At 62.3% G+C, this 13582-nt stretch carries 16 protein-coding genes and 1 tRNA gene; 8 read left to right on the top strand and 9 right to left on the bottom strand.

The features are described 5' to 3' along the window. Window positions 1-109: 109 nt before the first annotated feature. Window positions 110-751 carry an NrsF family protein gene (locus BM216_RS20065; RefSeq protein ID WP_093000972.1) on the bottom strand — a complete coding sequence of 214 codons (642 nt, stop codon included), beginning with the start codon at window positions 749-751 and terminating at the stop codon, window positions 110-112. Then, window positions 738-1295, bottom strand: a complete 558-nt coding sequence (locus BM216_RS20060; protein WP_093000971.1) for a sigma-70 family RNA polymerase sigma factor — start codon at window positions 1293-1295, stop codon at window positions 738-740. The genes BM216_RS20065 and BM216_RS20060 overlap by 14 nt, the downstream gene beginning before the upstream one ends. A gap of 193 nt (window positions 1296-1488) precedes the next feature. Here BM216_RS20060 and BM216_RS20055 point away from each other — a divergent pair, with 193 nt between their 5' ends. From BM216_RS20055 to BM216_RS20030, 6 genes are all read left to right on the top strand, one after another. Then, window positions 1489-1779, top strand: a complete 291-nt coding sequence (locus tag BM216_RS20055; protein WP_093000970.1) for a pentapeptide MXKDX repeat protein — start codon at window positions 1489-1491, stop codon at window positions 1777-1779. A gap of 88 nt (window positions 1780-1867) precedes the next feature. Then, window positions 1868-2722, top strand: a complete 855-nt coding sequence (locus BM216_RS20050; protein ID WP_093001018.1) for a cytochrome b/b6 domain-containing protein — start codon at window positions 1868-1870, stop codon at window positions 2720-2722. Next, window positions 2719-3495: a molybdopterin-binding protein gene (locus BM216_RS20045; RefSeq protein WP_093000969.1), complete on the top strand. Its 777-nt coding sequence runs from the start codon at window positions 2719-2721 to the stop codon at window positions 3493-3495. The genes BM216_RS20050 and BM216_RS20045 overlap by 4 nt, the downstream gene beginning before the upstream one ends. 104 nt (window positions 3496-3599) lie before the next feature. Beyond that, window positions 3600-4217 (top strand): DNA binding protein, encoded by a 618-nt coding sequence (locus BM216_RS20040; RefSeq protein WP_093000968.1) that lies wholly within the window; start codon window positions 3600-3602, stop codon window positions 4215-4217. A gap of 143 nt (window positions 4218-4360) precedes the next feature. Beyond that, on the top strand, window positions 4361-4756 hold the full coding sequence (locus BM216_RS20035; RefSeq protein ID WP_093000967.1) for a PRC-barrel domain-containing protein: 396 nt from the start codon (window positions 4361-4363) through the stop codon (window positions 4754-4756). 170 nt (window positions 4757-4926) lie between these two features. Beyond that, on the top strand, window positions 4927-5802 hold the full coding sequence (locus BM216_RS20030) for an SDR family oxidoreductase (protein WP_093000966.1): 876 nt from the start codon (window positions 4927-4929) through the stop codon (window positions 5800-5802). Window positions 5803-5864: 62 nt separating this feature from the next. On the opposite strand, the gene BM216_RS20025 is transcribed toward BM216_RS20030, so the two are convergent. The 4 genes from BM216_RS20025 to xylF form a co-directional block, all read right to left on the bottom strand. Then, window positions 5865-5941, bottom strand: a tRNA-Arg gene (locus BM216_RS20025). A gap of 118 nt (window positions 5942-6059) precedes the next feature. Continuing rightward, window positions 6060-6878, bottom strand: a complete 819-nt coding sequence (locus BM216_RS20020; protein WP_093000965.1) for an ATP-binding cassette domain-containing protein — start codon at window positions 6876-6878, stop codon at window positions 6060-6062. A 17-nt stretch (window positions 6879-6895) separates the two neighbouring features. Beyond that, window positions 6896-8242, bottom strand: coding sequence for a sugar ABC transporter permease (locus BM216_RS20015; RefSeq protein ID WP_093001017.1), 1347 nt, complete (start codon window positions 8240-8242; stop codon window positions 6896-6898). Window positions 8243-8504: 262 nt separating this feature from the next. Further along, window positions 8505-9545 (bottom strand): D-xylose ABC transporter substrate-binding protein, encoded by a 1041-nt coding sequence (gene xylF / locus BM216_RS20010; protein WP_093000964.1) that lies wholly within the window; start codon window positions 9543-9545, stop codon window positions 8505-8507. A gap of 183 nt (window positions 9546-9728) precedes the next feature. Between xylF and BM216_RS20005 the strand changes: the two genes are divergently transcribed. Together BM216_RS20005 and BM216_RS20000 are read left to right on the top strand one after the other, a co-directional pair. Further along, on the top strand, window positions 9729-10982 hold the full coding sequence (locus BM216_RS20005; RefSeq protein WP_244530241.1) for an ROK family transcriptional regulator: 1254 nt from the start codon (window positions 9729-9731) through the stop codon (window positions 10980-10982). 4 nt (window positions 10983-10986) lie between these two features. Further along, on the top strand, window positions 10987-11196 hold the full coding sequence (locus BM216_RS20000; RefSeq protein ID WP_093000962.1) for a hypothetical protein: 210 nt from the start codon (window positions 10987-10989) through the stop codon (window positions 11194-11196). 4 nt (window positions 11197-11200) lie between these two features. Here the strand turns inward: BM216_RS20000 and BM216_RS19995 are convergent, their stop codons facing one another. The 3 genes from BM216_RS19995 to BM216_RS19985 all read right to left on the bottom strand — a co-directional run bounded on the left by BM216_RS19995 (window position 11201) and on the right by BM216_RS19985 (window position 13577). Then, the gene (locus BM216_RS19995) at window positions 11201-11701 is read right to left on the bottom strand and encodes a hypothetical protein (protein WP_093000961.1); all 501 of its coding nucleotides are present in this window, start codon (window positions 11699-11701) and stop codon (window positions 11201-11203) included. A gap of 70 nt (window positions 11702-11771) precedes the next feature. After that, window positions 11772-12623 carry a transglutaminase family protein gene (locus BM216_RS19990; protein ID WP_093000960.1) on the bottom strand — a complete coding sequence of 284 codons (852 nt, stop codon included), beginning with the start codon at window positions 12621-12623 and terminating at the stop codon, window positions 11772-11774. Window positions 12624-12632: 9 nt separating this feature from the next. After that, window positions 12633-13577 carry an alpha-E domain-containing protein gene (locus tag BM216_RS19985; RefSeq protein ID WP_093000959.1) on the bottom strand — a complete coding sequence of 315 codons (945 nt, stop codon included), beginning with the start codon at window positions 13575-13577 and terminating at the stop codon, window positions 12633-12635. Window positions 13578-13582 lie beyond the last annotated feature (5 nt).

Genomic DNA, 13582 nt, shown 5'->3' with positions numbered 1-13582 from the left:
GCTGTTATGGGAATAACTGCTAGGACAATCCTACGGTCTATCGTTTCGAGCCCCCGGCTTGCGATAGGTTAACGCAGGTCAGGCGGATGGCGATCGACGTGCCCTGTCGCTACCAGCGCAGCAGCGGCCGACCCAGGAATGCACCGGCTGCGCCGCAGATCACAATTCCGAGCGTGTACCACAGCGCCACGAAAGTGAGACCGTTTTCGATGCAGCCCCAGGAGTAGGTCCATGCACCGACGGACCCGGCTGCCAGTCCGGCAATACCGCCCGCCAGCGGCAGGTTGGTCGGCGCGGAGCGGCGCAGGAAAAAGACGATCGCGGCAAATACCGGCAGGGCTGCAGCTACGATGATGAACGGGCAGAACCAGGCGGAAATGCCGAAAATCAGGGTCGGATAATCTTCGACCGGTGCCACGCGCAATTGCCAGAGGCCGAGGACAACAAGCGCGAGGTAGATCAGGACGGATGCCATGCCAGATCTATGCGGCAGGCCGCCCGGCCGGGCGACGACCATCAGTGCGGTTATGCCAGCCACCGCAAGGGCAAGCGGATAGATCGACTTTGCCCAGAAGGCCGGCGTGTAGATGGCTGCCGCCAGATCGGGCCGCGGGCCGTGCCCGAGAAGGATCAGCGCCGCTGAAAGCACAAGGCCGGGCAGGAGGGCGAGGGCGAGCAGTCGCCCCAGCGCGCCGGGCGGCACCGGCCGAAGATCGCCTGCCAGCCTATCGATCAGATCATCCGTCTTCACTGCGTTCGCCTCTCAATTTTGCGGCCATCGCCCGAATGCCTCTGAATACACTGATCTTGACCACTGCCTCGCTGCGCCCGCTTCGCGTTGCCGTGTCAGACACGGAATGGCCTTCCAGCCTCACCTGCCGGATCATCTCCCCCTGCCACGCGGGCAAGCCCTCAAGCAGCCGGTTGACGTCCATGCCGGCGGAGACTGCTTCCTCGCTATAACCGTCGGCCATCTCCTCGATCGCCTCCAGGCCAAGGTGAGAGCCGCCACCCGAGCGACGATAGTGATCCACCAGCTTGTGCCTCGCGATCGTGAAGAACCATGCCGTGAACGGCCGTCCGCGGTCGTAGGTGATCCTGCGCTGGTGCAGCGCCAGAAGCGTGTCCTGGACGAGATCGTCCACATCCGCAGGTGCCGAACGGGAAAGCCGCCGGACGTAATAGCTGACCAGCAGGTGCCTCAGCGTGTCGAGCAGGCGGCGATAAGCCAGCTCGTCCCCATCAAGGGACGAGAGCATCAGGGCTTTCAGCTCGGGCTCGGTCAATTGCTTCATGTCTTTGAAGGCTCATACGTCGCTGCGACGAAACCGTTACACGCCGATCGAAATAAAAGCGAGAAAACTGCGGTGATCGCATCAGTCATCACATGGGCGTGATGCCTGTAACTGGTCCCGGCCGATGGCGAATGAACCTTCCGTGACCCTAACCGCACGAGGCGAAGGGCACGAGCAAAACGGGAGAACCATCATGACCATTCGTCTTTACGCCACCGCAGTCGGCGCAATCTTTTTCAGCCTCTGTGTCGCGGCCGGCAGCGCCAGCGCGCAGACCAGCACGGACAGCATGAGCAAGCCGGACAGCATGAAATCGGACACCATGAAGATGGACAGCATGAAGACCGATCCGATGAAGACCGACAGCATGAAGATGGGCAGCACGAAAACGGGCAGCAAGGCCGACTGCATGCACAAGGCCGGCATGGAAAAGGACAGCATGAAGAAGTCCGAGATGATGAAGCACTGCGACGCGATGAAATAAGCGGGTTGCGCCCTCGCGGATGAAACTTCGGCGAGGGCGCCGCCGTACAGGATGAAGACCATCTGGACGGAGTGAACTCATGGAAATCATGGAAGCACTGAACCACAGGATCGGCAGCAAGCGGGTGCTGATCCGCCGGCACAGCCTGACTGTGCGCCTGTCGCACTGGCTGAACGTTCTCTGCATGACGGTATTGCTTTTCAGTGGCCTGCAGATTTTCAACGCGCATCCAGCGCTCTACTGGGGGCAGTATGGCGCAGACAACGATCCGTCGGTTCTGTCGTTGGAAGCGGCAGAGGAAGGGGATGGTATCAAGGGCGTTACCCGGATCGGCGGCCTGTCCTTCGACACGACCGGCGTCCTCGGCGTCTCTAACGTGGATGGCGAGGCGACGGCCCGCGGCTTTCCTTCTTGGATCACGCTGCCCAGTTATCAGGATCTCGCGACCGGCCGGCGCTGGCACTTCTTCTTCGCCTGGCTCTTCGTCATCAACGGCCTGATTTACATGGCCTACGGCTTCATCGCCCGCCATTTTCGCCGCGACCTTCTGCCGGCGCGCGACGAGCTTTCGCCGGGCAATCTCCGGCACGAGATCGTCGATCATGCCCGCCTGCGCTTTCCCAAGGGCGAGAAGGCCCGACGTTATAACGCTCTGCAGAAGCTGACCTATCTCCTCGTCATCTTCATTCTGTTGCCGGTGATGATCGCGACGGGGCTCACCATGTCACCCGGCTTCGATGCCTTCGCCCCATGGCTGCTCGATATCTTCGGCGGCCGGCAGTCAGCTCGCACGCTGCATTTCATCACCGCCAGCGCGCTCGTCGCCTTCGTCGTCGTGCATGTCGCGATGGTCATCGTTTCGGGTCTCTTCAACAACATGCGCTCGATGATCACCGGCCGTTATGCCATCGACGTCGACGACCGGACGGAGGTCAAGCCATGAGCCGCATCATCACCCGTCGCCGGTTCCTGATCGGCTCGACGCTCACCGCCTCGACGCTCGGTCTTTCCGGCTGCGATGCGCTGGTCGAAAGCCCGAAGGTCCAGTCGATCCTCAAGATCGCCGAGGGCCTGACGATGAAGACGCAGCGCGCTCTGATCGGCGACGACACGCTTGCGCGCGAATACAGTCTGGCTGACATCTCGCCGAGCTTCCGTGCCAACGGCACGAGCATGCCCGACGGCGCGCAGTACCAGGACCTGCTCAGCCGGCAGTTTTCGACATGGCAGCTGGAGGTCGGCGGGCTCGTCGAGCGCCCGGCGAAACTTTCGCTCGCCGCACTGAAGGCGATGCCCGCGCGCACCCAGATCACGCGGCATGACTGTGTCGAGGGCTGGAGCGCCATCGGGCAGTGGAGCGGCGTGCCGCTTGGTGCCCTGCTCAATCAGGTCGGCCTCAAGCCCGAGGCACGCTATATCGTCTTCCACTGCGCCGACGAATACGAAAAGACGCTCGATGGCAGCGGCTGGTATTATGAGAGCATCGACCTCGTCGATGCCTTCCATCCGCAGACCATTCTCGCCCATTCGATGAACGGCCATGATCTGGAAGTCGCCCATGGCGCTCCGCTCAGGCTGCGGGTCGAGCGGCAGCTCGGCTACAAGCAGGCCAAATACCTGATGCGCATCGAAGCGGTCTCCGACCTTTCGACCCTCTACGGCGGCAATGGCGGCTTCTGGGAAGACCGCGGCTACGAATGGTACGCCGGGATCTGAGTTCAACGGGCAGGGTCTTCTTGCCTCTGCCCTGAAAAGGCTGACGGATTTCATCCCGCATCCTTCGGCCGTTGAGACTTCGGGATATTCAAAAGGAAAAGCAGATGTCTTCCATTTCCAAGACCGGCTTCTCGCTGCTCGCCGGCGCTTTGATTGCCGTCACGTTCGGTTTCTCCGCCCATGCCGCCGACCAGATCCGCGTTCGTGGCACGGTCGAAAGCCTGGACGGTTCGACCCTTTCCGTGAAGACGCGCGAAGGGACCGATGCCAAGATCATGCTCAAGGATGGCTGGAAGATCTCCAGCGTCGCCAAGGCTTCCGTCAACGACATCAAGGAAGGCGATTTCGTCGGCATTGCGTCGCTGCCGACTGCCGATGGCGGCAACGGTGCGCTCGAAGTGCTGATCTTCCCGGCCGCCATGAAAGGCACCGGCGAGGGTAGCTATGCCTGGGATCTGAAGCCGAACAGCTCGATGACCAATGCGACCGTCGCCAATGCCGTCAAGTCCGTCGACGGTCATACGCTGACCGTGACCTACAAGGGCGGGGAAAAGAAGATCTCGATCCCCGAGGGCACGCCGGTCGTGACCTTCGCCCCGGCTGAAGTGGCCGACCTGAAGAGCGGAGCAACCGTCTTTATCCCCTCCGAAAAGGCCTCGGATGGCTCGATCTCCAGCTCTCGCGTCGTCGTCGGCACCAACGGCGTCGTCCCGCCGATGTGATGGAGCTTGCTCATCCGTTTGCATCGCGATGCGGTTTGCGGGTGAGGCCTGCCGCAATTGAAAGGCTGAGGATTTTTTTTCGGAACAGATCGCCGACACAGCTGTTCCTTCCGCGTACCTGAAACCAAAAAGAGGAGGCATTTATGCTGAATCACGAAAATCGCATCACCGGTCAGGATCCTTACGTCAAGGATACCACTTCATTGATCGCAAGCGACAAGGTCGAAGGCACGAAGGTCTACGGTGCCGATGGCAAGCGTATCGGCTCGATCCAGCGCATCCTTCTGGAAAAGCGCGGCGGTCGAGTTTCCTACGCTGTCCTCAGCTTCGGTGGCTTCCTGGGTATCGGTGACGACTACTATCCGCTGCCTTGGGAAAAACTGGCCTATGACGAAGGCCTGGATGGCTACCGGATCGATCTGACCAAGGACCAGATCAGCGGCGCTCCGCGCTATGCCGATCTGGACGACGATTCCTGGTATCGTGCGAACGATCGACGGGTCGACGATTATTATGGCATCCCGCCCACCCGGATGTGATCGCCATAAGGATCAAGGGATCGAGGCCTCGCTATGCGGGGCCTCTTCTCTTTGTGCCGTCCCTTCGCACTTCATGATCATCAAGAAGGCAGAAAAGTCTGCGGAACAGACGCCGGTGTGATCGGTTCCCTTCTTACTCGCATACGCATTGTTATGAAGGAGCGCCTCCCGTGGAAAACCCCATCAGCAAATATCCCAAGCCGGAATTCGAAAAGCAGTCGCAGCCGTTTCCGGGACTTGCGGGGCAAATGAACCCGAAGCCTGATCACGGCGAAGCGTCCTACAAGGGTTCCGGTCGTCTGGCCGGCCGCAAGGCATTGATCACCGGCGGCGATTCCGGGATGGGGCGTGCGGCGGCAATCGCCTACGCGCGGGAAGGCGCCGACGTCGCGATCAACTACCTGCCGGACGAGGAGCCGGACGCCAGGGAGGTCATCGAACTGATCGAGAAGGAGGGCCGAAAGGGGATCGCGCTTCCAGGCGATCTTCGCGACGAGGCGTTCTGCGAAAAGCTTGTCGAAGACGCCGTGAAGGCCCTCGGCGGTCTCGATATCCTCGTCAACAATGCCGGCCGCCAGCAGCAGGCGGCGTCGCTTTCCGACATCACGTCGGATGCCTTCGACGCGACGATGAAGACCAATATCTACGCCATGTTCTGGCTGACCAGGGCTGCGCTCAAACATCTGCAGCCGGGATCGTCGATCATCCAGACGACTTCCGAGCAGGCCTATGATCCATCCGAAGACCTCGTCGACTATGCGATCACCAAGGCGGCCGGCATGAGCTTCACCAAGTCCATGGCAAAGCAGCTCGGCCCGAAGGGCATCCGCGTCAACGGCGTCGCGCCCGGCCCGGTCTGGACGCCGTTGCAGGTGGCTGGCGGCGCGACGATGGAAAAGCTCCAGCAGTTTGGTGGAAAGACCCCGCTCGGCCGCCCCGGCCAGCCGGCCGAGCTCGCCTCGATCTACGTCCAGCTCGCCGACAACGGCGCGAGCTTCTCGACGGGGCAGGTCTACGGCGCGGCGGGCGGCAGCGGCCAGCCGTGAGGCGATTGGCGCACGTGACGGTCAAGAAACGGAGGAATGAGCTTCGAAGCTCTCAGAGAAAATGGCGCACCCGACAGGATTCGAACCTGTGACCTTTGGAATCGGAATCCAACACTCTATCCAGCTGAGCTACGGGTGCTAACCGTGCCGGCGATGACTCGCCGGTATCCGATGGCAGGTTCTTAACCCAGGTCGTGACCGGCATCAATGCCCATACGTTGATCGGCGGCGGAAATCTTTCGTCGCCGATCTGCCTGTCACGCCACCTTCATCGCACCGGGGCCGGGTACCGCGCCCGGCGGCACCTTGCCGAGGATGATCATGCCGAGCACCTCGTCCTTTGTGACGTCTCCGGTGCGGGCATGGCCCACCACCTTGCCGTTCTTCATCACGAAGACGCGGTCGGCCAGATCGAAGACATCGTGGATGTCGTGGCTGATCAGGAAGATGCCGATGCCCTCGCGTTTCAGCTGCTTGATCAGGTCGCCGACCTGGGCCGTTTCCTGCGGGCCGAGGGCCGCCGTCGGTTCGTCCATGATCAGGATACGGGCGTCGAACAGGATGGCGCGGGCGATCGCCACCGACTGCCGCTGGCCGCCGGAGAGCGCCTTTACCGGCTCCTTGAAGCGACGGAAATTCGGGTTGAGGCGGCCCATCACCTCACGGGTACTGGCCTCCATCGCAACGTCGTCGAGCGTGCCCCATTTGGTGCGCAGCTCGCGGCCGAGATAGAGGTTGGCGGCGGCATCGACATTGTCGGCCACGGCGAGCGTCTGGTAGATCGTCTCGATGCCGAATTTCTTGGCGTCGCGCGGATTGCGGATCTCGGCCGGTTCGCCGTTGATCAGGATGTCGCCTTCGTCGCGCCTGTAGGCGCCGGACAGGACCTTGATCAGCGTCGACTTGCCCGCACCGTTATGGCCGAGGAGGGCGACGACCTCGCCGGGATAGAGATCGACCGAGGCGTCGTCCACGGCGTGGATACCGCCGAAGGAAATCGAGATATTCTTCATCTCCACCAGCGGGTGAGGATGGGTGGCAGAAGGCGCCTGTGTCGTGTTCGGAATGTCCGTCATCTTGCCGTTCTCCCTGATCACTTGGCTCTGGCGCGATAGACGGTGTCGAGCCAGACGGCGATGACGAGCACCATGCCGACGACGACGCGCTGGAAGGGGGTGTCGATGCCGAGCAGCACCATGCCGGATTGCAGCGATTGCATGAGAAGCGCGCCGAGCATGGCGCCGGCGATCGTGCCGATGCCGCCCGACAGCGACGTGCCGCCGATCACGGCCGCGGCGATCGTGTAGAGCTCGTCGAGTTCCCCTTGCGCATTGGTTGCGGCGTTGAGGCGGGCGGTCGAGATTGCCGCCGCGATGGCGCAGAGCACGCCCATCAGCATGAAGATCTTGACCGTCACCCAGCGGGTCTTGATGCCGGCAAGCTCGGCCGCTTCCGGGTTACCGCCGATGGCGAAGACATAACGGCCGAAGCGCAGGCGCGTGGCGATGAAGGTCATGACGATACCGACGCCGACGGCGATCAGCACCGGGATTGCGATCCCATGGGGGATCAGAAGGCCGGTCTCCGGCCAGGCGATGCCATTTGCCTCGGCGTAACGGCGGGCGATGTTGACCGGCCAGTAATAGTGGTTGGCGATTGAGACGACGCCGAGCACGATGGCGCAGCCGAGTGCCGCCAGCACATATTCGGCCCAGAGCGGCCGGCGGGGAAAGTGGAAGCGCTTGCGCTGATGGCGCGCATTGATGATCGCGGCGATGATGGCAAGGCAGGCGATGACGCCGACGACCCAGCTCCAGGTCGCGCCGATCGAGCCTTCCGTGCCGCCGCCCATCAGGCGGAAATTGGCATCCATAGGGGCGACCGTCTGGCCGCTGGTGACATACCAGGTGGCACCGCGCCAGACGAGCAGGCCACCGAGGGTGACGATGAAGGAGGGGACGTTCAGAAACGCGATGATGACGCCGTGCAGCGTGCCGATCAGCCCGCCGACGATGACGCCGCCGGCAAGCGCCAGGATCCATGTCGCGGGGTGATCGAAGCCGAGCCAGGCGGGCAGGAGCTGCGCCTGAAGTACGCCCATGATCATGCCGGTGAAACCGAGGATCGAGCCGACCGAGAGGTCGATATTGCGGGTGACGATGACCAGCACCATGCCGGTCGCCATGACCGCCACGGAGGCGGTCTGCACCGACAGGAACCACAGGTTCCGCGGCGTCAGGAACAGGCCTCCTGTCAGGATATGAAAGCCGATCCAGATGATCAGCAACGCGCCGACCATGCCGAGCAGTCGGGTATCGATCTCGGTGGCGCGGAAGAAGCGGGTGACGAGGTTGCCGTCTGACGCTCTCGTTGTCGGCGTGCTCGTCGATGCCGATGTGCCTGTCGAAGTATGGGGTGGCGGTGTCGTGGGTTGCGTCATGTCGGCCATGTCCTGCCGTTCCTCATCGAATTTTTCGTCCAGTCAGGATCGGCCGTGCCGTGCTGGCCTGTTCGTCGAAAGAAAGTCCCCCTCTGGCCTGCCGGCCATCTCCCCCACAAGGGGGGAGAAAATTTGCGGCACCCACCTGCCTCAATCGAGGAATGCGGCGGCGCGACCAGGTTAAGCCCTCCCCCTTGTGGGGAGGGTTGGGGAGGGGCCTTGATGAAAACTCAACGCCCCCGATATGCCCCTCCGACCTTCGCTACTTGCAGGCCGCCACCGTTCCGGCTTTCACGCCCTGGCAGGCTTCCGCCTTGGTGATCCAGCCGGCATCGATGACGAGGTTCAGGTTGTCCTTGGTGATCGGCTGCGGCTTGAGAAAGACGGACTGCATCTTCTGCTTCTTCGGCCCGCCCTCGAACACCTGCACGCCCTTGATCTCGGTCATCTTCTTGCCGGATGCCAGTTCCAGGGCGATTTCGGCGGCCGTCTTGCCGAGTTCTCTGGAGTCCTTCCAGACGGAGACGGTCTGGGTGCCGAGCGCGACGCGGTTCAATGCCGCCTTGTCGGCATCCTGGCCTGAGACGGGAACGGACCCGGCAAGACCCTGCGCATCCAGTGCCGCGATCGCGCCGCCGGCAGTGCCGTCATTGGAGGCGACCACCGCGTCGACCTTGTTGTCGTTCTTGGTGAGGAACTGCTCCATGTTCTTCTGGGCGTTTTCCGGCTTCCAGCCGTCCGTATAGGCCTCGCCCACATTCTTGATCTTGCCGCTGTCGATGGCACCTTTGAGCACTTCCATCTGGCCGGAGAACAGGAAGTCGGCGTTCGGATCGGCCGAATTGCCCTTGATGAATACGTAATTACCCTCGGGTTTCACCTTGAACACGCCCTCGGCCTGCATGCGGCCGACTTCCTTGTTGTCGAAGGTGATATAGAAGGCATCGGGGTTCTCGATCAGGCGGTCATAGCCGACGACCGGGATGCCCTCGGCCGAGGCTTTTTCGATGGCCGGACCGATGGCATCACTGTCCTGCGCCAGCACGATGAGCGCGGTCGCGCCCTGCGAGATCAGCGCTTCGACATCGGTGAGTTGCTTGGATGCGGACGACTGGGCGTCGGCGGAAATGTATTTGGCGCCGGCTGCTTCGAGCGCTTTCTTGATCGCGGCCTCGTCGGTCTTCCAGCGCTCTTCCTGGAAATTCGACCAGGACACGCCGACGACGGCCTGCTGCGCCTGCACGGCGCCATGCATGGAAACGAAGATGGCCGCGCCGGCCATCAGCTTCAGAAACGAGTTCATTCTATCCTCCCGAGTGACCCGCGGATGGGCCCGGCGTCCTGGCTTGGCCCCCAAGCTCCCCCTCCGCCAAAAACTGTCGAAAGAAGCTCCTCCAGCTTTTTTCTCGACAGTCGAGAAAATAGATGTCAGGAATCCGAAAGGCTGTCAATCGGCAGTTGTGCGGCAGGATTTGGGACGCGGCGGTTGATTGTCGGGAATGCGGTTGGAGGGCAGGCGGGCAAGGCAAGCACGGAACTGGTGCGCCAGGCTAATAGCAGCCTCGTTCTGTCGCAACTGAGGAAGCTCGGGCGGCTTGCCCATACGGAAATCTCGGCCGCAACCGGGCTTTCCTCCGCGACAGTTTCGGCCATTACTGCAGATCTGGAAGCTCACGGCGTCATCGAAAGGGTCGAGCAGCAGGCCGCCGGTGGGCGAGGGCGTCCGCGCGTGCTGTTTGGTCAGCGGCGCGGATGCGGCCATGTGATCGCGGTGATCATCTCGTCGGATGTGATCGAATATTCCCTGGTCGATTACGGAGGCACGCTGATCGACCGGTTTTCCGAGCCTCGCGGTCGGGCGGATCCGGCTCCTTTCGTTGCCGAACTCAAGGCGGCGCTGGACCGGTTGATCCGGCGTTCGTCGATTGCCCGCGACGGGGTTCTCTGCATTTCCATCAGCAGCAAGGGGCTGGTCGATGCCATGAGGCCGATCCTCGTCTGGTCGCCGATCCTCGGTTCGCAGCCGATCGATTTTGCTGAAGCACTGGGTGACTGGGAAGGGACCCGCGTGCTGCTCAGCAACGAGACGCTGCTGGTGGCCGGCGCCCTGTGCGAGCTGGAAGACAGGAAGGACGATGACGGCAGGACCAGTCTTGCTGCGCTGTCGCTCGGCCACAGCGTCGGCCTCGGGGTGGCACAAAGAAGTGATGGCGGTAGATGGGCGATCTCCGCCCCGAATTTCGGCCATATGCTGCATGTGCCGAACGGAGCGCTCTGTCGCTGTGGGGCGCTTGGCTGCGTCGAAGCCTATGCCGGGTTCTACGCCATCCTGCGTAATGCCTTCGACGTGCCGCTCAACACCATTCCGGCGAAGTTCGTGCCATTCGGCGAGATCGAAAAGATCGCCGGCCAGGCCCGGCAGGGAGGCCATCGGGCGCAACATGCTTTCCGCCAGGCGGGCATCGCGATCGGCAACGGGCTGTCACGCCTGCTCAGTCTCCACGGGCATATGCCGATGGTCCTGACCGGGCCGGGTGCGCAGCATTTCGACCTGCTTCGGGCCGGTGTCGAGGAGGGGCTGAGGCAGTCGCAGGTGATCCGGCTTCTCGGCATGCCGGATATCTCGGTGATGCCCGACGAGCGCTCGCTTGTGTTTACCGGCCATCTCAGCCTTGCTTTTTCCGTCGCGGATCGGGATATCATCCAGTCGAGACCGGCCATCCAGGCTGCGGGAGAATGACAGAATGATCGATCCGAACCATCCGTTCTACGATGCCCTGTGGCGGCGCGTGCTCATCGTCGTCGCATGCGCCACCTGGGTGGGGATCGAACTCTATATGGGATCCCCGGTCTGGGCGGGCATCGTCGCGGTGGTCGGGCTGTTTGCGGCCTATAAGCTGTTCATCGAACGGAAAGATCCGCCGGCCAACAAGCCTTCCGAGCCGCAGGAATAGGCAGTCAGCGCCAGAACAGGCCCTTGATCGCCCGGTCGATCAGCTGATTGGCGATCGTCATTCGGATCGTTGCATTGTCGCGGAATTGCGCGGCCACGAGGTCGGGGTGATTGGTCTTGGCGAACTGGCGACGCTTGTCCGCCAGAGTGGCCTCCGTGTCGTCGGCCGAAATCGCCAGATCCTCGGCAATCTCCGCTTCCGTCAGCCGCAGCAGATGTTCGGGAACGAGCGCGCCTTCTGCCTGCGTTTCGTCGACATGGACCTCTTCAGGGAGAGTGTCGCCGGCACCTGATGATTGTTCGCCAGGCTCATCGGGCAGATAGGCGAAATAGGCCTCGATATCGGCCTCGGTCGCAACCGAATGCTCTTCGGTCGGTGCGACGAAGCCGGCGCCGAGTCCGCGGATACGAAAATCCGCGACCGCCACATCCGCTTCTTCCTCGTCCGTCTCTTCTTCCTTCAGGCGTGTCAGCACCGACTGGAAGACCGATTGCCCGAACAGCATAAACTCACCTCGATTCCGGTGCGCATGCAATCAGACGGAGGTGGTGCCGGGCTTGCGACCGGTTCGGAGATCAGGATTGGGTCTGGCTCTGCTCCTGCTGTCCCTGGCTCTGCGTCTGGCTCGACACCGTCAGCGACACCTTGAGGTTCTCGCTCGGGCTATCCCCCCCGCGGCTGATGCGCATGCCGGAAATCGGGGCGCAGTCACGGTAGCAGAGCCCCGATGCGATCCGCACATAGCGATCATCCGGGCAGACCTTGTTGGCCGGGTCGAAGCCGACCCAGCCGAGGCCGGGGATATGCGCTTCTGCCCAGGCATGGGTCGCGACCTGTTCCTCCTGGCCTTCCATCAGCAGGTAGCCGGAAATATAGCGGGCCGGAATGCCCTGCAGGCGCGCGGCGGAGATGAAAATATGGGCGTGGTCCTGGCAGACGCCGGTTTTCGCCGCGAGCGCTTCCTCGGCGGTCGTCTCCGTCGTGGTCGTGCCGGGCGTGTAGGCGACCGCCTCGTGAATCGCATCCATCAGCGCATGCATATGGGCGAGTTCGCTGTCGCCCTTCGCGCTTTTCGCCAGTTCCCGTACCAGCTTGCCGGGCTTGGTCAGTGCGGTCTCGCGCAGGAAGAGCCAGAGCGGGCAGAAGCCCTGGTGGGCCCCGAAAACGCCCGCCTTGTCAAAGGTTTCGACCTCGCCGGAAGCGATGATGCGGATCCTGTGCTCGGCGCCTTCGGCCGAAACCAGCTCCGTCCGGTTGCCGAACTGGTCGGCATAGCCGGTCTCGATCTTGGCGCCGTCGACGGTGACGGACCAGTCGAGCACCTTCTGCGTCGGGCCGCTGACGGGCGTCAGCCTCAGGCGCTGAAGGGAGTAGGGGACCGGTTCGTCATAGACATATTCGGTCGTGTGAGAGATCTTCAACCGCATCGAGAGGTCCTACTGGTAGAAGCGATAGCCGTCGGAAATTTCGGCGCTGAGCTGGCTGTTGCGTGAGACGAAGTCCTCGAGGAACTCGTGCAGGCCGTGATCCATGATCTCGGTGATCGAACCGCGTTTGAGCATCACGCGTATCGCGTCCGCCGTCTCGTGGGCCTTCAGTCGCTCGCCGTCGTAGTCGGAGGCAAGGTAGCCGAGATTGCTGGTGATCTTCTCGTAGCAATAGGCGAGCGAGCGGGGCATCTGCACCTGCAGGATCAGGAAGTCGGCAATGTTGGCAGACTGGTAGTCGCCATCATAGACCCAGCCGTAGGAGCGATGCGCCGAGACGGAGCGGAGGATCGATTCCCACTGCATGTTGTCGAGTGCCGAGCCGACCTGGCTGATCGAGGGCAGGAGCACGTAATATTTGACGTCGAGAATACGGGCGGTGTTGTCGGCGCGCTCGATGAATGTGCCGATGCGGGCGAAATTGTAGATCTCGTTTCTCAGCATCGAACCGTGGAAGGCGCCACGGATGAGGCCGCAACGATGCTTGATGCCATCGATCAGTTCTGGCATGTCGGCAGGCCGGAGTTTTCGCGACAGCCGCGCCTTGAGGTCGATCCAGGCTTCGTTTGTGGCTTCCCAGGTCTCGCGGGTAAGCGCGGTTCTGACCATGCGTGCATTGTTGCGGGCCGCCTCGATGCAAGACATGACGCTCGACAGGTTTGAACGGTCGCGCAGCAGGTAGTCGATCGCATCCGATGCCGTCAGTTTTTCATGGACCTCGGAATAGGCCTCGCGCACGCCGGCGCTTTCAAGCACGCCGTGCCAGTCCTCGTCGGAGGAGCCGGCGCGGGTGAGCGAGACGCGCAGGCCGGCATCGACGAGGCGAGCGATGTTCTCGGCGCGCTCGATGTAACGGAACATCCAGTAGAGGCCGTTTGCAGTTCTTCCCAGCATGTTAC

It is taken from the genome of Rhizobium sp. NFR07, assembly GCF_900111905.1.
Taxonomy (GTDB): domain Bacteria; phylum Pseudomonadota; class Alphaproteobacteria; order Rhizobiales; family Rhizobiaceae; genus Neorhizobium.
Note: the sequence above shows the minus strand (reverse complement) of the source record. Positions and strands in the feature narration are given on the sequence as shown.

Coding starts and splice junctions, on each gene's coding strand:
- BM216_RS20060 (WP_093000971.1), bottom strand. CDS start 1,295: ATGAAGCAATTGACCGAGCCCGAGCTGAAAGCCCTGATGCTCTCGTCC.
- BM216_RS20055 (WP_093000970.1), top strand. CDS start 1,489: ATGACCATTCGTCTTTACGCCACCGCAGTCGGCGCAATCTTTTTCAGC.
- BM216_RS20050 (WP_093001018.1), top strand. CDS start 1,868: ATGGAAGCACTGAACCACAGGATCGGCAGCAAGCGGGTGCTGATCCGC.
- BM216_RS20045 (WP_093000969.1), top strand. CDS start 2,719: ATGAGCCGCATCATCACCCGTCGCCGGTTCCTGATCGGCTCGACGCTC.
- BM216_RS20040 (WP_093000968.1), top strand. CDS start 3,600: ATGTCTTCCATTTCCAAGACCGGCTTCTCGCTGCTCGCCGGCGCTTTG.
- BM216_RS20035 (WP_093000967.1), top strand. CDS start 4,361: ATGCTGAATCACGAAAATCGCATCACCGGTCAGGATCCTTACGTCAAG.
- BM216_RS20020 (WP_093000965.1), bottom strand. CDS start 6,878: ATGACGGACATTCCGAACACGACACAGGCGCCTTCTGCCACCCATCCT.
- BM216_RS20015 (WP_093001017.1), bottom strand. CDS start 8,242: ATGACGCAACCCACGACACCGCCACCCCATACTTCGACAGGCACATCG.
- xylF (WP_093000964.1), bottom strand. CDS start 9,545: ATGAACTCGTTTCTGAAGCTGATGGCCGGCGCGGCCATCTTCGTTTCC.
- BM216_RS20000 (WP_093000962.1), top strand. CDS start 10,987: ATGATCGATCCGAACCATCCGTTCTACGATGCCCTGTGGCGGCGCGTG.
- BM216_RS19995 (WP_093000961.1), bottom strand. CDS start 11,701: ATGCTGTTCGGGCAATCGGTCTTCCAGTCGGTGCTGACACGCCTGAAG.
- BM216_RS19990 (WP_093000960.1), bottom strand. CDS start 12,623: ATGCGGTTGAAGATCTCTCACACGACCGAATATGTCTATGACGAACCG.
- BM216_RS19985 (WP_093000959.1), bottom strand. CDS start 13,577: ATGCTGGGAAGAACTGCAAACGGCCTCTACTGGATGTTCCGTTACATC.